At 65.5% G+C, this 16,204-nt stretch carries 14 protein-coding genes; 8 read left to right on the forward strand and 6 right to left on the reverse strand.

Annotated elements, in window-relative coordinates; all coding sequences use genetic code 11:
• The first annotated feature begins 1 nt into the window (after nucleotide 1).
• The 3 genes from ABIA90_RS15180 (at nucleotide 2) to ABIA90_RS15190 (ending at nucleotide 3,606) form a co-directional block, all read left to right on the forward strand.
• Nucleotides 2-1,063 (forward strand): hypothetical protein, encoded by a 1,062-nt coding sequence (locus tag ABIA90_RS15180; protein WP_354118189.1) that lies wholly within the window; start codon nucleotides 2-4, stop codon nucleotides 1,061-1,063.
• On the forward strand, nucleotides 1,060-2,163 hold the full coding sequence (locus ABIA90_RS15185; protein WP_354118188.1) for an acyltransferase family protein: 1,104 nt from the start codon (nucleotides 1,060-1,062) through the stop codon (nucleotides 2,161-2,163). The genes ABIA90_RS15180 and ABIA90_RS15185 overlap by 4 nt, the downstream gene beginning before the upstream one ends.
• A 252-nt stretch (nucleotides 2,164-2,415) precedes the next feature.
• Complete coding sequence (locus ABIA90_RS15190) at nucleotides 2,416-3,606, forward strand: acetylornithine transaminase (protein WP_354118187.1); 1,191 nt, start codon at nucleotides 2,416-2,418, stop codon at nucleotides 3,604-3,606.
• A 115-nt stretch (nucleotides 3,607-3,721) separates the two neighbouring features.
• On the opposite strand, the gene ABIA90_RS15195 is transcribed toward ABIA90_RS15190, so the two are convergent.
• From ABIA90_RS15195 to pcsA, 3 genes are all read right to left on the reverse strand, one after another.
• A complete protein-coding gene (locus tag ABIA90_RS15195) occupies nucleotides 3,722-4,696 on the reverse strand; it encodes a quinone oxidoreductase family protein (protein ID WP_014495182.1) in 975 nt (324 codons plus the stop codon).
• A gap of 81 nt (nucleotides 4,697-4,777) precedes the next feature.
• Nucleotides 4,778-5,512, reverse strand: coding sequence for a TerC family protein (locus tag ABIA90_RS15200; RefSeq protein WP_063983222.1), 735 nt, complete (start codon nucleotides 5,510-5,512; stop codon nucleotides 4,778-4,780).
• Nucleotides 5,509-6,276, reverse strand: a complete 768-nt coding sequence (gene pcsA, locus ABIA90_RS15205) for a phosphatidylcholine synthase (RefSeq protein WP_283016529.1) — start codon at nucleotides 6,274-6,276, stop codon at nucleotides 5,509-5,511. Before pcsA ends, ABIA90_RS15200 begins: the two co-directional genes overlap by 4 nt.
• A gap of 87 nt (nucleotides 6,277-6,363) precedes the next feature.
• On the opposite strand from pcsA, the gene ABIA90_RS15210 reads away from it, so the two are divergent.
• The gene (locus ABIA90_RS15210; protein WP_354118186.1) at nucleotides 6,364-7,548 is read left to right on the forward strand and encodes a UbiH/UbiF family hydroxylase; all 1,185 of its coding nucleotides are present in this window, start codon (nucleotides 6,364-6,366) and stop codon (nucleotides 7,546-7,548) included.
• A 6-nt stretch (nucleotides 7,549-7,554) separates the two neighbouring features.
• Here the strand turns inward: ABIA90_RS15210 and ABIA90_RS15215 are convergent, their stop codons facing one another.
• Nucleotides 7,555-8,508, reverse strand: a complete 954-nt coding sequence (locus tag ABIA90_RS15215; protein ID WP_354118185.1) for an AEC family transporter — start codon at nucleotides 8,506-8,508, stop codon at nucleotides 7,555-7,557.
• Between the two features lie 106 nt (nucleotides 8,509-8,614).
• On the opposite strand from ABIA90_RS15215, the gene hspQ reads away from it, so the two are divergent.
• Nucleotides 8,615-8,947: a heat shock protein HspQ gene (gene hspQ, locus ABIA90_RS15220; RefSeq protein ID WP_014495177.1), complete on the forward strand. Its 333-nt coding sequence runs from the start codon at nucleotides 8,615-8,617 to the stop codon at nucleotides 8,945-8,947.
• 96 nt (nucleotides 8,948-9,043) lie between these two features.
• On the opposite strand, the gene ABIA90_RS15225 is transcribed toward hspQ, so the two are convergent.
• Nucleotides 9,044-9,868 (reverse strand): invasion associated locus B family protein, encoded by an 825-nt coding sequence (locus tag ABIA90_RS15225; RefSeq protein ID WP_135213671.1) that lies wholly within the window; start codon nucleotides 9,866-9,868, stop codon nucleotides 9,044-9,046.
• Nucleotides 9,869-10,140: 272 nt separating this feature from the next.
• Here ABIA90_RS15225 and ABIA90_RS15230 point away from each other — a divergent pair, with 272 nt between their 5' ends.
• The 3 genes from ABIA90_RS15230 (at nucleotide 10,141) to ABIA90_RS15240 (ending at nucleotide 14,803) form a co-directional block, all read left to right on the forward strand.
• Complete coding sequence (locus tag ABIA90_RS15230; RefSeq protein WP_354118184.1) at nucleotides 10,141-11,988, forward strand: extracellular solute-binding protein; 1,848 nt, start codon at nucleotides 10,141-10,143, stop codon at nucleotides 11,986-11,988.
• Between the two features lie 4 nt (nucleotides 11,989-11,992).
• Nucleotides 11,993-13,495: an AMP-binding protein gene (locus tag ABIA90_RS15235; protein ID WP_354118183.1), complete on the forward strand. Its 1,503-nt coding sequence runs from the start codon at nucleotides 11,993-11,995 to the stop codon at nucleotides 13,493-13,495.
• A gap of 84 nt (nucleotides 13,496-13,579) precedes the next feature.
• Complete coding sequence (locus ABIA90_RS15240; protein WP_354118182.1) at nucleotides 13,580-14,803, forward strand: GGDEF domain-containing protein; 1,224 nt, start codon at nucleotides 13,580-13,582, stop codon at nucleotides 14,801-14,803.
• 55 nt (nucleotides 14,804-14,858) lie between these two features.
• On the opposite strand, the gene ABIA90_RS15245 is transcribed toward ABIA90_RS15240, so the two are convergent.
• Nucleotides 14,859-15,989: an acyl-CoA desaturase gene (locus tag ABIA90_RS15245; RefSeq protein WP_071913769.1), complete on the reverse strand. Its 1,131-nt coding sequence runs from the start codon at nucleotides 15,987-15,989 to the stop codon at nucleotides 14,859-14,861.
• Nucleotides 15,990-16,204: the final 215 nt, after the last annotated feature.

Raw genomic sequence — 16,204 nt, forward strand, 5'->3', positions numbered from 1 at the left:
GATGGCTCCGATCGTCCGGCGCGCCATCGGACTCGCGCTGTTTGCGGCCATCGCCGACATGATGTTCTTCGGCTTCGGGCTCGCCTCGATCGCGCGCGGCAATCCATACCTGCTCTACAAGCCATGGCGGCTCGATGCCGAGATCGCCGCGATCCTGCCCCATGAGCGCGAGGGCTCGTTCACCGGCTGGCCCCGGCAAGGCGAACTTCCGACGCAGCCCGTGCCGAAGGCCGGCGCCGCAACTTGCGGCTCTGCATGGGGCGGGTCATTCACCCAGAGCCCGGATGTCGCCGCCGCAGAAACCTGGCCATACCTGGTTTCGCAAGCCTTGGGCTGCCAAATCGATAATCACGGCATCGGCGGCTTCAGTATCGACCAGACATTGCTGCTGTATCGCGAGCATTCACGTTCGGATTCGATCGTCATCCTCGGGCTCATCGAACTCATGCTCGTCGGCGCCGGGGCCTCGTCCCCGGCCTTCTTCTCGCTGTCGGATGATCATTCTCCGCGGGCTAGCCTGACCAAGCCGAGATTCGTGCTTGAGAAAGACCGCCTCGTGCTGATCCCCCGCCCCGCAGCCGACGTCGCCGCGATCCGCGATGCCATCACCAGCGACATGCCCGCCGCCGAGTGGACCCCGCTCGCCTTTCCATTCTCGTTCCATGTGGCGACCGCGATCTATCGCAAGTTGACCCGCACCGAGCAATTCAATGCCGCAAGCCTCGCTTCGCCGCGGGAAGACATGGCCGCCTTGCGGCGTCTTGGCGTGTCGCTGATCCAAACATTTGCCCGTGAAGCCGCCGTCCGCAACAATCGCTTTGTGCTCCTGCTCATTCCGTCGCCCGACATTCAGGGCGAGCTTGGACACAGCCTGACGATGATGATGGAGGCCGTCGGCAGCCAACCCGGCATCTGCATCGTCGATCCCTCGCCCGAACTGAAGGACGCGTATTCACGAACGGGAATGCTGCGCACGGACAGCGGTCATTTCAGCGCCGCCGGCAACAAGGCGCTCGCGGATGCAACCTTGCGCGGCCTCAAGGCCTGCGGGATTGCAACGTGACGGGTCGGATCGCTTCGCTCGATCTCTTGCGCGGCATCGCCGCCTTCTCCGTCGCGATCCCGCATTTTTTCATGGCCAGCTCCGCCAGCGCGCCGACCGCGGAAACCATCTCGATTCTCGGCGTCGAAATCTTCTTCGTGCTGTCCGGTTACGTCCTGGCCCCGCAGATCCTGATGGTGGCCGCAAGCTCCTTCCGCCTGCGCAATCTCGGCGTCTTCCTCGTGCGGCGCTGGATGCGCACTGTGCCGCCCTACCTGATCGCGCTCGTTCTCGTCTCGATCACGGCGCGCCAAGCGTTCAGCGCGGATTTCGTTCGTTACGCCTTCTATGTGCAGAACCTGGTCGGGCAAGCCAACGATCACGATTATTTCGCGATCGCCTGGAGCCTGTCAGTCGAGGAATGGTTCTATGTGACCTTTCCCGTTCTCTTGCTGGTTGCGTCGGCGTTTGTCCCCGGTCGCCGGCGGACGGCGCTTCTAGCCGCGCTGATCTATATCGGAGTGGTCACGATTGTCCGGTTCGCCTTCGGGGATTGGGCCAACTGGGGTCCGGAGGTGCGCCGCGTTGTCGCGTTCCGCGTCGATGCCATCGCCTGGGGCTTTGTCCTGTATCTCGCCGTCTCGGACGGCCGCCTGCTGCGCGCGGTCACCCCAGTGCGCGCAGGGATGACGCTCCTCGCCGTCGGCAGCGCCGCCTTCGCGCTCACGCTTCGGCTTGCCGGCCAGCCGTCGCTCGCGCTCGAGGCGCTGTTCCACCTCTACGCATCCGCGTTCGGCGCCGCCGCGATCGTGGCCGCGCTTGCACTCGCGCCGCGTCTTGCGAGCCGGCCATTCCTTGTCAGCGCAAGCCTCTTCCTCGGCCGCATCTCCTACTCGGTCTATCTGTTCCACCTGCTCGTGCTGGCGGCGCTGGAGCGCCTCGGCGCAGCAGAGAGCTCCGCAGGTTTGATCTTGTACGTTGCCCTGACGGTCATCGTCACGGCACTGATGGCCGTCGGGGTGGAGGCGCCGATCCTTGAGGCGAGACCATCCTACAGTGCCGGCCAGCGACCATCGCTCGATGCTCGTGAACGCGACGCTCGCGCGGTCGTTGAGGGTTGAACGCTGCCCGAGCATGGGCTTGACAAGCCCTGCCCTTCGGCTGTAGGGACCCGCCCCATGATCAACGCTCGGACCCATCAGCGCACCGAAATGCTCCGCCGTCGCTTCCGCGACGACGAGAGGGTGCGCCATGTCCGACGACGCCGCTGAACCACTGAATTCAGCCGAGTTTTCGAGAAAGGCCGCACCCGGAAGGTGCGGCCTTTCTGCTTTTTGCGCCCCTTTTCCACCCCGTCCCCACAGGAGTTCGACATGACCACGCATCCGTATGACGCGCTGATGGACATCACCGCACGGCCCAAGGCCGTGTTCGTCCGCGGCGCGGGCTCCTACCTCTGGGACGACAGCCGCAAGCGCTATCTCGATTTCGTGCAGGGCTGGGCCGTGAACTGCCTCGGTCACTCCCCGCCCGCGATCGCCGATGCGCTTTCCGCGCAGGCCAAGCGGCTGCTGACGCCGAGCCCGGCGTTCTACAACGAGCCGAGCCTGAAGCTTGCCGAGCGGCTTGTCGCAAACAGTGCGTTCGACCAGGTGTTCTTTGCCAACTCGGGCGCGGAAGCCAACGAGGGCGCGATCAAGCTCGCACGCAAATACGGCAGCCTGCACAGGAACGGCGCGTTCGAGATCATCAGCTTCGCAGGCGGCTTCCACGGCCGGACGCTGGCGACGATGTCGGCCTCGGGCAAGAAGGCGTTCGAGCCGCTGTTCGAGCCGAAGGTTGCCGGCTTCAAGAAGGCGAAGCTGAATGACATCGCCTCGGTCGAGGAGCTGATCAACGACAACACCGTCGCGGTGATGCTGGAGCCGATCCAGGGCGAGTCCGGCGTGTGGCCCGCGACCGATCAGTTCCTGAAGGAGCTGCGCGCACTCACCGACGCGCACGGCCTGCTGCTCATTTTTGACGAGATCCAGACCGGCATGGGCCGGACCGGAAAACTCTTCCACTACGAGCACACAGGCATCGCGCCCGACATCATGACGCTCGGCAAGGGCATCGGCGGTGGCGTGCCGCTGGCGGCCCTGCTCGCGACCGAACGCGCTTCCTGCTTCGAGCACGGCGACCAGGGCGGCACGTTCAACGGCAACCCGATCATGTGCGCGGCGGGGTTGGCAGTGCTCGAGGAGGTCTGCAAGCCCGACTTCCTGAAGTCGGTCACCGAGACCGGCCTGCTGCTCGAAAGCGAGTTGCAGAAGGTCTCGGCCCGGCACGGCCTCGGCGGCGTGCGGGGACGTGGCCTCTTGCTCGCGCTCGACCTCAAGCTGCCGATCGCGCCAGGCATCGTCGCGCAGGCGTTCGAGGCCGGCGTGCTCCTGAACGCGCCGCAGCTCGACACGCTGCGCTTCATGCCGGCGCTGAACGTCACGCGGGCCGAGATCGCCGAGATGATCGATTGTCTCGACGGGATTTTGACCAGGGCCGGCGCGGCACGGCGGGTCGCGTAAACGCCCTCGCCGTCATGGCCGGGCTTGTCCCGGCCATCCACGCCTTGAGGCGCGGCACAAAGAACGTGGATGCCCGGGACAAGCCCGGGCATGACGACTTTGATGGAGCAACTTGCTACGGCTTCAGGATCGACGCGCCGGTGGTCTTGCGGCTTTCGAGATCGATATGCGCCTTGGCGGCGTCCTTGAGCGCGTAGGCGTGGTTGATCGGCACGTGCAGCTTGCCGTTGATGACGGCGGCGAACAGCGTGTCGGCGCCTTCCAACAGCTCCTTGCGCGTGCCGACGTAGTCGTTGAGCTTCGGCCGCGTCGCAAACAGCGAGCCGTGATTGTTGAGCTCGGCGATCGAGAACGGCGGCACGGGCCCCGAGGCATTGCCGAACGAGACGAACATGCCGCGCGGCTTCAGGCAGGACAGCGAGCCCGGGAAGGTCGCCTTGCCGACGCCGTCATAGACGACGTCGCAGCCCTCGTTGCGGCTGATCTGCTTCACGCGCGCGACGAAATCCTCTTCGTTGTAGAGGATGACGTGGTCGCAGCCATTGGCCTCCGCAAGCTCCGCCTTCTCGCGCGAGCCGACCGTGCCGATGACATGGGCGCCGAGCGCCCTCGCCCATTGGCAGGCGAGCAAGCCGATGCCGCCGGCCGCGGCATGGATCAGCACGCGGTGATGCGGCTCGACCTTGAAGGTCTTGTGCAGGAGATACCAGACCGTCAGCCCCTTCAGCATCAGCACGGCGCCCTGCTCGTGCGTGATGTGGTCGGGCAGCTTGACCAGCTTCTCCCATGGGATGTTGCGCTCGCCGGTATAGGCGCCGAGATTGTGGTAGTAGGCCACGCGGTCGCCGGGATGAAAATGCGTCACGCCGGGCCCGACGGCGATGACCTCGCCCGACGCCTCGTTGCCGGCGATGAAGGGCAGCCCCGGCGCCTTGTAGAGGCCGGTGCGATAGTAGACGTCGATGAAGTTCAACCCGACCGCATGCTGGCGGATGCGCACCTCGCCGGAAGCCGGCGCCGGGACATCGACGCTCTCATAGACCAGGGCTTCGGGGCCTCCGACCTTGTGCACTCGGACGGCTTTGGTCATCACCTGACCTCCTCTCGGTCTTCTCGCCGCTGAGCGAAAGACATCGCGCCCGCCTTGTCAACTCGACCCAGATTGGAACGGCTAAACGGACGACTTGCGGACTTTCCTGCGGTTGCGCTTCGCCAGCACGTTGAAGAATTCCACCGCCGCCGAGAACGCAATTGCGAAGTAGATGTAGCCGCGCGGAATGTGGAATTGGAATCCGTCCGCGACCAGGGCGACGCCGATCAGCACCAGGAACGCCAGCGCCAGCATCTTGGTGGTCGGATGCTCCGCGACGAATCGCGACACCGGCCCCGACGAAATGTACATGATCAGGCAGGCGATCACGACCGCCGCGATCATGATCTCGATGTCCTGCGCCATGCCGATCGCGGTGATGATCGAGTCCAGCGAGAACACGATGTCGATGACGATGATCTGGACAATCACCCAGAAGAACGCGCTGCCTCCGGACTCCCGGTCGCCCTCGCCGTCATCGGCTTCGACCTCGGCGTGGATCTCGTGCGTCGCCTTGGCGATCAGGAACAGGCCGCCGCCGATCAGGATGAGATCGCGCCAGGAGAAGCCGTAACCCGAAAACGAAAACACCGGCGCGGTCAGGCCGATCAGCCAGACCAGCAGGCTGAGCAGGATGATGCGGAAGATCAGCGCCAGCGCGAGTCCGATCTGGCGGGCGCGGTGGGCCTGCTTCTCGGGGATGCGCGACACGATCACCGACAGGAAGATGACGTTGTCGATGCCGAGCACGATCTCGAGCGCGGTCAAGGTGAGCAGCGCGGCCCAGGCTTCAGGACTAGTGAGGAGGTGCATCATGCGAAGGATCTTGCCAGGCGGATCAAGGCGTCGCTGAAGCTGATCCAGAGCGCGATGGCGCAGAGCACGATTGTCACGCCGGTGCCGACGCGAAAATCCATCTCCAGCACATAGAGGCCGAGCACGGCCCAGATCGCGATCAGCGACATCGTCAGCCAGCGCAGCCGCACGACCCGGACCGGATGCAGCACGTGGAACGGCACGAAGGTCAGCACGACAAGCGCCGCGACCAGCAGCGTCGATACCAGCGGCGGCCAGTGCAGCAGGAACAGATAGAACGCCGCCGCATTCCACAGCGCCGGAAAGCCGCGAAAATGATTGTCGTCCGCCTTCATGCGCAGATCGGCAAAATATAATGCGCTGGTGACGATGATGGCGATGCCGAGCAGCGGCGCGGCCACCGGCAGCAGCAGCCCGCTCGCCACGATCGCATAGGCCGGCACGAAGACATAGGTGACGAAGTCGACCACGAGATCGAGCACGTCTCCCGACCAGTTCGGCTGCACATCCTTGACCTTCAGCAGGCGGGCGATCGGCCCGTCGATCGCATCGATGATCAGGGCAACGCCCAGCCACTGAAACATCGCCGCCCAATGCTCGCGCACGGCCTCCAGCATCGCCAGCAGCGCGATGGCCGCGCCGAATGCGGTGAAGATGTGCACCGAGAAGGCCGCGGCGCGGATCGCCGGTCTCGGCTTCAGGGAATCCTCTTGGGTATCCATGGCTTCTGCTATCAGAATGGGACCGGTTTGCACATCCGCCATTGCGGCGCGCGGTCGCACAATTCGCCACAAAATCAAGGAAATATAGCCGGGCTTGAATTTGCCGCGCAGCATGTCAATTGTCGTTCCATGACAGATGCATCGACACTCCATGACGCGGCCGTGATCGGCGGCGGACCGGCGGGACTGGCGGCCGCCATCGCACTGGCGCAGGCCGGCGCGCGGACCGCGCTGGTGGCGCGGCGCGTGCCCTATGCCGACAACCGCACCACCGCCCTGCTCGGCGCCTCCGTCGATCTCCTGGAGAGCCTCGACGTCTGGCCGCGCTGCAAGGGCAAGGCGGCCGCGCTCGAAATCATGCGCCTCGTCGACGACACCGGCCGGCTGTTCCGGGCGCCGGAGGTCCGGTTCTCCTGCCACGAAATCGCGCTCGACGCCTTCGGCTACAATATCGACAACCGCTCGCTGATGCTGGCGATGGAAGAACGCGCGGCCGAGTTGCCCAACCTCGTCCGTTGCGATGACGAGGCCGAAAGCGTCGTCATCGAAGCCGACGACGTCGCGATCCGCACGGCGTCCGCTCAATTCCTCACGGCCCGGCTCGTGGTCGGCGCCGACGGCCGGCACTCGCTGTGCCGGGAAGCCGCCGGCATCGCGGTGACGCGACGCGACCTGACGCAGACCGCGCTGACCTTCAACGTCGGCCACGCGCGCCCGCATCGCAACGTCTCGACCGAGTTCCACACGCCGCATGGCCCTTGCGTGTTCGTGCCCCTGCTCGGCGACCGCTCCAGCATCGTCTGGGTCTCGGCCCCCGCCGAGGCCGAGCGGCTTCGCGGCTTGAGCGACGCGGAGCTGTCCGCCGCGATCGAGAAGCAGTCGCATTCCATTTTGGGACGCATGACGGTCGAGCCGGGCCGCAACCTATTCCCGCTGGCGATCGAACGTCCAAAATCCTTCGGGCGCGACCGCATCGCGCTGGTAGGCGAAGCCGCCCATGTGGTCCCGCCGATCGGCGCCCAGGGCCTCAACCTTGGTCTGCGCGATGCCGCTGACATCGCCAGGCTTGCGGGCGAAGCCATCGCTGCAGGCCAGGATCCCGGCGCGCCCGACGTGCTCAAGCGCTACGACCGCGCGCGGCGTCCGGATATTTTGAGCCGCACGTTTGCGATCGACATCGCCAACCGCTCCCTGCTCAACGATTTCCTGCCGCTCCAGCCGGTCCGCGCGGTCGGCATGCACCTGCTCGGCGCAATCGGCCCGCTGCGGCGCTTCGCCATGCGCGAGGGCCTGACCCCGACGTGGCGACGGTAGGCTCGCTTACGGAAACACCAGTCGGCCGGTCTGGATCGCCCACATCACGCTGGTCAGCGTGACCACCGACGCGAAGGTCCCGAGCAGCACCGCGACGGATGCGGATTCGATCCAGGCGTCGTTCTGCCGGGCGATCACGAACACGTTCAGCGCCGGCGGCAGCGAGGCCATCAGCACGGCGGTCGCGGCCCAGGGCTGCGCGAACGGTCCGAACGCCAGCATCAGGCCGAACGCGGCGAGCGGGTGGATCAAGAGCTTCACTGCGATCACGCCCGGCACCTCCCACGGCACCCGGTTGAACGGGCGGAGCGCCACGGTCACGCCGAGCACGAACAGCGCGGTCGGTGCGGCTGCGTTCTGAAGGAACGTGATGGTGCGATCGAGTGCGACCGGTAGCTCGATATGAAGCGCCGCCACGGCCGCGCCAAAGCAGGCCGACATGATCAGCGGGTTGAGCACGATCTGCTTCAGCACGACGCCGAAGGCATGGACCAGCGAGGGATGGTCGCGGTCGGAGAGCTCGATCAGCAGCGGCACGATCGTGAACAGGAAGATGCTGTCGCAGCAGAAGATCAGCGCGGTCGGCGCCGAGGCCTTCGGTCCAAGCACGGCGAGCGCCAGCCCCGGCCCCATGTAGCCGATATTGCCATAGCCGCCGGAGAGGCCCGCAAGCGTCGCCTCGCGCAGCGTCAGCCGTCCCAAAACCTTGCCGACGACCAGCGCCAGGGTGAACGCCGCAACCGTGGACAGCGTGGTCGCGACCAGGAACGGCGGGTTGTTCAATTCCGCAAACGGCGTCTTCGACATGATCGCGAACAGCAGCGCCGGCAGCGACACGTAGAGCAGGAAGAAGTTCATCCAGGCGAGGCCTGATTCCGGCAGCGACTTGGCCTTGCCGCAAGCGAATCCAACAAAGATCAAGCCGAAATAAGGTAGCGCCAGATTGAGGATATCGATCATTGATGAAGTGTTTTCTGAAGATTTGGGGGCTATCCACCCCTTAGTCGAAGGTCAATTCCAAGTCAGGGCACTAGCATCGGCCACAATCCTGGTCTATCGACGGGGAATGATTAAAGCGAGGACCGCCAAATTCCAGATCGGACAGGTCGTTCGCCACCGGATCTTCTCGTTCCGGGGGGTGATTTTCGACATCGATCCGGAATTCAACAACACCGAGGAGTGGTGGCTGTCGATTCCCGAAGAGGTGCGGCCTCACAAGGACCAGCCGTTCTACCACCTGCTCGCGGAGAACGCGGAGTCGGAATACGTCGCCTATGTCTCCGAGCAGAATCTGGTGCCTGACGATTCCGGCGAGCCGATCCGCCATTCCCAGGTCGCCGAGATCTTCATCAAGGACAAAACCGGCGGCTATCGCCCGCGCAATCCGTCGCTGAACTGAGCCAGCGCGCTTGAACTGAGTTTTGCCGCCATCAAGCGGCCAGCAAAAAAGGCGCTCGAACCGAGCGCCTTTTTCATGTCCGGGATTTGAGCCCGCTTACTTCTGACCGGCCGGAGCCGCGCCGGGCGCGCCACCGTTCTGCTCGAGCTTCTTGCGCTGCTCGTCGGCCTTCTTCTGAAGCTCTTCCTGAAGCTTCTTCTGGGTTTCCTCGAACACCTTCGGATCGGTCGGCGGACCGTCATAGGCCTTCTGGAATTCGCCGGCGAGCGGTAGCGGCAGCGTCAAGGGCGCACCGTTGGCATTGATCGCCTGGACAACGAGGTTCTGGCCCTTCTTCATGTTGCCGATGAGCTCGGGCGTGGCCTCGTAGTCGGACATGCAGCCATTCTGGAAGCAGATCACGTAGGGGCTCTGCAACGGCGCATTGTTGTCCACGATGATGCGGGTGCCGTGCACAAGCTGCATGCCGAGCGGCAGCGTCACGCGCAGGATCTTCTTGGGCTCACCTTCCGGCTCGATGATCACGGCCGCGATGACCGGCTGGCCCGACTCGATGCGGCCGTCCTTGCCGGTGAAGCAGACCTGCTTGGCGTTGGCGTCCTGGCCCTTGAGGCAGAACTTGGTCCAGGGGGCGTAGATCAGCTGGATCTGCTGATCGGCCGGCTGGGCCGCGGCGCCCTGCTGCGCCGGAGCGCCCTGCGCGGGAGCCGGCTGGGCTGGAGCCTGGGCAGCCGGCGCCGGAGCCTTGGGGGCAGCCTTCGGAGCAGCTTTCGGGGCCGCCTTGGGCGCGGCGGGGGCACCGGGGGCCGGCGCCGGGGTCTGGGCCTCAGCGGCAAACGGAACGGCCAATGCCGTCGCCGTCAACAAGGCGAGAAGTCGCCCGCGCGGCCGGACGGACGCGGCCAAGTAACGGAAATTCATTGCGGAAAACCCTTTCTGAACGGGAAGTGCCCGAACCGCTCCGAAGCGACGAACCTGGCCGCGTTGGGCGCGGCTCTCTCCCCGTCAATTGAGGCGGATAAGTGACGGGCTCGACGCTCTTGCGCGATTGCGTGCCTTCTTAACGTGGCCGACGAAAAGATCAATGCCGACAAGCGTCTTTGACCACGCCTTGAACCGCTCCCTGGCCTGCGATCCGTGAAATTCCTTGTGATAGGATTCAGGCCCGCAGGTCCTCGAATCAACGTGTGCCGATGTCCATGTTCCAGCGCCTTCTCGAGGGCCTTCGTGAGGGCCTTGGCACCCGCCTCTGTCTTCTCGCCTTCGTCGTCGCCTCCGCGCTCTCCGCAAGCGGCGCAGGGGCTGGGGAAGCCCATGCCATCGCGATGCACGGCAAGCCGGCGATGCCGGCCGATTTCACCCACATGCCCTACGCCAACCCTGATGCCCCCAAGGGCGGCCGGCTCACCTGGGGCATTCTCGGCACCTTCGACAGCCTCAATCCCTTCATCGTCAGGGGATTGGCCGTGCAGCCGGTGCGGAACTATGTGGTCGAGAGCCTGCTCGCACGCGGCAATGACGAGGCGTTCACGCTCTACGGCCTGCTCGCCAGATCGGTCGAGACCGATGACGCGCGGAGCTTTGTCACGTTCCGCCTCGATCCCCGCGCCCGCTTCTCCGACGGCAAGCCGGTCCTGGCGGAGGATGTGCTGTTCTCCTGGCAGCTGCTGCGCGATCACGGCCGCCCCAACCATCGGCAATATTACGCCAAGGTCGCCAAGGCCGAAGCGCCCGACCCTCTCACCGTCCGCTTCGACCTGGCTGGCGCCAACGACCGGGAATTGCCGCTGATCCTCGGCCTGATGCCGATCCTGCCGAAGCATGCAGTGGATGTCGCGACCTTTGAGGAGACGACACTGACCGGCCCGATCGGCTCGGGCCCGTATCGGATCATGGCGGTGAAGCCCGGCGCCAGCGTGACCTTGACCCGCAATCCCGACTATTGGGGCCGCGACCTGCCCATCAATCGCGGGCTCTACAATTTCGACGAGATCAGGCTCGACTATTTTCGCGAGGCCAACGGCCAGTTCGAAGCCTTCAAGCGCGGCCTCTATGATTTCCGCGTCGAGCACGAGCCGCTGCGCTGGCACGACGGTTACGACTTTCCAGCCGCCAAAAGCGGCGAAGTGATCCGCGACACCATCAAGCCCGGCGTGCCGCAGCCTTCCGAATTCCTGGTGTTCAACACGCGCCGTCCGATCTTCGCCGACATCCGCGTGCGCCGGGCACTGACGCTGCTTTTCGATTTCGAGCTGGTCAACCGCAACTACTTCTTCGGACTCTATTCGCGCGTTGCCGGCTATTTCGCCGGCTCCGACCTGTCGGCCTATGGCCGGCCCGCGGATGCGCGCGAACGCGAGTTGCTGAAGCCCTTCGCCGCGCAGATCCCGCCCGACGTCATGGACGGCAGCTACCGCCTGCCCGTCACCGACGGCTCGGGGCGCGACCGGACGACGCTGCGCGCGGCACTCAAGCTCCTGTCGGACGCCGGCTACGATCTCGACGGCACCGTGCTGCGTAACCGCGCGACAAAAGCCCCCTTCACCTTCGAGATGCTGGTGACGACCCGCGACCAGGAGCGCATCGCGCTCGCGTTCCAGCGCGACCTCAAGCGCGCCGGCATCGAGCCGAGCGTTCGCGCGGTCGATCCCGTGCAGTTCGACCAGCGCCGGCTCGGCTACGAGTTCGACATGATCCAGAACCGCTGGGACCAGTCGCTGTCGCCCGGCAACGAGCAGTATTTCTATTGGGGGAGTGCGGCCGCCGACAATCCGGGCACCCGCAACTACATGGGCGCCAAAGATCCCGCCGTCGACGCCATGATCGACGCCCTCCTCGAGGCCCGTGATCACACAGCCTTCGTCTCGGCGGTGCGGGCGCTCGACCGCGCCTTGATCTCCGGTTTCTATACAATCCCCCTGTTTAACGTATCCGAGCAATGGATCGCGCGCTGGAATCGGATAGAACGGCCAAAGGCCACCGCGCTGTCCGGATACCTGCCGGAGACCTGGTGGTCGAAGGGGCAGCCGCAAGCGAAGTGACGCCGTGAATCAGCCAGCCGTATCGCCGACGCTCGACACGCTGTTTCAGCGCACGCTGATGCGGCAACCGCACGCGCCCGCTTTGCTCGATCCCCTCAACAAGGCCCGCGTGACCGGCCACCAGCCGCGGCGCATGACCTACGCCGAGGCCGACACCGCCATCGAGGCCCTGTCGGCGCATTTCGTCGAATCGGGCCTGCCGGCCAATTCCGTCATCGCGATCCAGCTGCCTGCTACGGTCGAGTTCGTGCTGACTGTGCTCGCCGCGCATCGCGCCGGGCTCGTCGTCGCGGTGCTGCCGCTGCTCTGGCGCCATGCGGAACTGACCGCCGCGCTGAACCGCACCGCGGCGCGCGCCATCGTCACCATGAGCAAGGTCGACGGCGTCAGCTATTCCGACCTCGCCATGCATGCCGCCGCGGAGGCCTTCTCGATCCGTTACGTCTGCGGTTTCGGCGCCGACCTGCCCGAGGGCATGGCCTCGCTCGACGAGGTGCTGGCCCGCCCGCCGGGCACCACGCGCGCTGTGATCCAGGACGGCCGCAAGGCGGCGATGATCTCCTTCGACGTCACCGCGGAAGGCTTTCGCCCGGTGCCGCGGCCGCATTTCAGCCTGATCGCCGGCGGGCTCGCGATGTCGCTGGAAGCCGACATCAAGCAGGGCGCGACCGTGATGGCGGCGTTCACGCCGATGTCGTTCGCGGGCCTCGCCTCCTCGCTCGCGGTGTGGCTGCTCTGCGGCGGCACGCTGGCGCTGCATCATCCCTTCGAGAACGACGTGCTGGAACAGCAAATCAACGAGCACGAATGCGAGGTGCTGATCGCCCCGGCGCAGCTCGCGCTGCGGCTCGGCGATGCCGATCTCGCGGCGCGGATGCCGAGCTTGCGCAACGTCATCGGCCTCTGGCGCGCGCCCGAGCAGGTGGCGGCGAGCGATGCCTGGATCGCGCCGCATGCACCGCTGACCGACGTCTATCTGTTCGGCGAGGCCGGGCTGTTCGGCGCCCGCCGCGGCGAGGACGGCATGCCTGTTGCGGTGATGCCCGGGCCGCACGGCGCCCCGCGCGAGCAGTCCGGTTCCTCCATCGCCGGCGAGATCCTGCTGACACCCAGGGGCACGCTCGGCCTGCGCGGAGCGATGGTGCCGATCGCGGCCTACGCACCGCCGCAGCCGGTCGGCGACACGCTAACGGTGCAGCCGCCGCGCGATTATGTCGACACCGGCTATGCCGCGCGGCTCGACCGTCCGAGCGGCGCGATCTGCATCACCGCACCGCCCTCTGGCATCATGGCCGTCGGCGGCTATCGCTTCCTGTCCAACGACCTCCAGGAATGGGCGCGCCGGCTCGGCCAGGGCGCCCTGCTCACCGCGCTGCCCGACCGGCTCTCGGGTCACCGGCTCGCAGGACGGGCGCAAGACAATGGCCGCGCCCGCGAAGCGCTCAATGAACTCGGGCTTAACCCCCTGATGGTCGAGGCTTTTCGCGACCGCTCCGGGCCGGTTTAAGCGCAGTTTCGACCCATCCATTGACGCTGCATTAAGGCAACCGGACTAGATTGCGCAGCATCTGTTGCGTGATCAGAGTTTGCGATGTCCCAGGCGGGCCCGATCCTGTTTGTGTCCAACGCCCAGCGGCCGCCTTTCATTGCGGCACTGGACGAGGCCCGTCTGTTTCCCGTCGTCGACGCCGACTGGGCCAGCGCGGCGCGCGCGGTCGAGCAGGTGCAGCCGGCCGCGGTTCTCGCCGCGATGCATGCCGGGCACGAGCCCCATTTGGCGATGCTCACCAGGAAGATCGCGGACCAATCGCCCTACCTGCCGTTCGTGGCGCTCGATGCCGCGGGCACGCTGCCGCAGAACGCCCTGCCCTTCTCCTCGCGCGGCGGCAATTCCGACCGCCTCGTCGCGCGGCTCCGCGCCGCGCTGCGCGTACGGACTCTCCATGCGACGGTTCTGCGCCGGCTGCCGGACGCGAAAGTCGGGTTGCCGGAGGGGGATCCGGCCCGCGATGCGACGGTGCTCCTGATCGGCCGCGGCGCAGCCTATCCTGCGCTCTCCGTCGCACTCGGCGAACGCGTCGGGGTCGTCGGCGCGCTCTCGATCGAAGCCGCGGCCAAGCATCTCAACACCCGCGATATCGATGGCGTCGTGCTCGCCGAAGGTTTTACCGCGCGCGTCACCGACGCCTTCCTCACGGTGCTCGCCGAAGACACCCGATTTCGTAGCCTGCCCGTGGTCGTCACCGCGCACCAGCTCGCGCAGACTTACGACCTGCCCAATCTCGAGCTGATCCCGGGCGAGCCGGCGATGGTCGCCGCCAACGCGCTGCCGCTGATCCGCCAGCACGCGATGGAAGCGCAACTGAGCCGCACGCTGCGCTCGATCGATGCCGGCGGCTGGCTCGACCCGCGCAGCGGCCTGCTCACGGTGGAAGCTTTTGCCCGCGATTTCGCCAAGGCGGTCGAGCAAGCTCTTGCCCGCGGCGGTGGCCTCTCCGTGGCGCGCTTCGCCTTCGAGCCCGGCAATTCCCGCGCCCAGCTCGACGCCGCGCGGATCCTGAGCCGCCTGATGCGACAGATGGATTTTGGCGTGGCGCAGAAAGACGGTTCCGTCATCGTCGTGTTCGCGGAGACCGACTTCCGCACCGCCCACATGATCGCCCGCCGCCTGTCGGCGGTGATGCGGCACACCTCCAATGGCAAGCACGAGATGCGCAGCGATCCCGTCGTCAGCGTGGACTCGCTGTCGCCGTCGGATACGGCGCGGTCACTGCTCGGGCGTCTCTCAGCCGACGCGTCACGCGCGGCGTCGTAGTCGCGCGTCAGCAATCCCTGATCTCGTGCGCGCCCCTTGTACGGGCAACGTGGCGCTAAGCGCCACCATTCGCGCCCGATTTCGGGGCGGCTGCCAGAGCGGGAGTGGCCAGGAGAAAGCCGACAGTCTCGTTCAGGAGCTCGTGGGCCCGGTCGACGATGTCGTCCAGCGACATCGTCTTTGCGAACATGCGCTGCGCTTCGGCCAGCAACTGGTCGCGAGTCGGCATGCTGGACAGACGCAAATCGGCACGCTGCTGCAACAGAATGATCGCGTCCCGGACCGACAATTCGGTCTCATGGATCGACGTCTTGATCGCCTGTGCGATGTGTTCAGGATTGAAGCGTGCGGCGAGCTGCTCGGCCGCTTGCTTGATCGCGCGTGATCCCAACCGATGCTCATTGCGCAGGACCTGCTTGGGCGGCATCTTCAGATCCCGGACAATCCCGAGCCAGGACAAGGCCACCAGGATATAATAGGTGAGATCAATCTCGTACCAGTGGAAGCCCTGTCGAGCACTGGCCTGATAGGCGTGGTGATTGTTATGCCACCCCTCACCCATCGTGACGAGCGCGAGCAGCCAGTTGTTGCGGGAATCGTCGCCGGTCACATACCGCCTGCGGCCGTGAACATGTGCGAGGGAGTTGATGCAGAACGTGCCGTGATACACGAGCACCGTGCTCCAGAGGAAGCCGACCACGAGCCCTGACCACCCCGCAATGAGGAAGCAGAGGCCCGCGAGCACGAACGCCGGCAGAAGTTCCAGTTTGTGCAGCCACATCAACTCGGGATACGACGCCAGATCCGATACTTTCACCAGGTCGGTTGCATCGTGCTGCCGGTAGAAGATCCAGCCGAGATGACTGTAGAGGAAGCCCTTGTGCCGGGGCGAATGCACATCCTGCGCCGTATCCGAGTGAAGATGATGATGGCGATGTTTGGCAGCCCACCAGAGGACGCTTTTCTGAGCGCTGCTCTGGGCCAGGAAGGCCAGGATGAACTGAAACACCCGGCTGGTCGCGTAAGCCCGATGCGAGAAATACCGGTGATAGCCGGCGGTGATCGCAAACATGCGCAACCAGTACAGAACCGCGCAAATGGTAACGGCTTGCCACGAGACGCCCGACCAGATCGCCGCGAAGCATCCCGCGTGGACCAATATGAACGGCAGGACCTGCGGATACATGACGTCGTCGTGTTCGTCACCGTGTTCCTGGCCTGAATCGATATTGATAGACACGCTCGCGACCTCAGAAGTTTCAATGGGCGGGCAGCCCCGCTTTGCGGTACAAAAAACCCGCGGCCGGTAAACCAGTCGCGGGTCACACGAATCAGGTCATTAGTCAGGCACGCTATCAGCGGCGAGGCCAAGTCGGAGGCCAAGTCGTCGGCCTAACTCGA

This window comes from Bradyrhizobium sp. LA6.8, from assembly GCF_040547935.1.
Classification (GTDB): Bacteria; Pseudomonadota; Alphaproteobacteria; order Rhizobiales; family Xanthobacteraceae; genus Bradyrhizobium; species Bradyrhizobium barranii.

Bases quoted from the DNA above. Each gene is read 5' to 3' on its own strand.
- ABIA90_RS15180 (WP_354118189.1), top strand. From the start codon at position 2: ATGGCTCCGATCGTCCGGCGCGCCATCGGACTCGCGCTGTTTGCGGCC.
- ABIA90_RS15190 (WP_354118187.1), top strand. From the start codon at position 2,416: ATGACCACGCATCCGTATGACGCGCTGATGGACATCACCGCACGGCCC.
- ABIA90_RS15195 (WP_014495182.1), bottom strand. From the start codon at position 4,696: ATGACCAAAGCCGTCCGAGTGCACAAGGTCGGAGGCCCCGAAGCCCTG.
- ABIA90_RS15200 (WP_063983222.1), bottom strand. From the start codon at position 5,512: ATGATGCACCTCCTCACTAGTCCTGAAGCCTGGGCCGCGCTGCTCACC.
- pcsA (WP_283016529.1), bottom strand. From the start codon at position 6,276: ATGGCGGATGTGCAAACCGGTCCCATTCTGATAGCAGAAGCCATGGAT.
- ABIA90_RS15210 (WP_354118186.1), top strand. From the start codon at position 6,364: ATGACAGATGCATCGACACTCCATGACGCGGCCGTGATCGGCGGCGGA.
- ABIA90_RS15215 (WP_354118185.1), bottom strand. From the start codon at position 8,508: ATGATCGATATCCTCAATCTGGCGCTACCTTATTTCGGCTTGATCTTT.
- hspQ (WP_014495177.1), top strand. From the start codon at position 8,615: ATGATTAAAGCGAGGACCGCCAAATTCCAGATCGGACAGGTCGTTCGC.
- ABIA90_RS15225 (WP_135213671.1), bottom strand. From the start codon at position 9,868: ATGAATTTCCGTTACTTGGCCGCGTCCGTCCGGCCGCGCGGGCGACTT.
- ABIA90_RS15230 (WP_354118184.1), top strand. From the start codon at position 10,141: ATGTCCATGTTCCAGCGCCTTCTCGAGGGCCTTCGTGAGGGCCTTGGC.
- ABIA90_RS15240 (WP_354118182.1), top strand. From the start codon at position 13,580: ATGTCCCAGGCGGGCCCGATCCTGTTTGTGTCCAACGCCCAGCGGCCG.
- ABIA90_RS15245 (WP_071913769.1), bottom strand. From the start codon at position 15,989: ATGTATCCGCAGGTCCTGCCGTTCATATTGGTCCACGCGGGATGCTTC.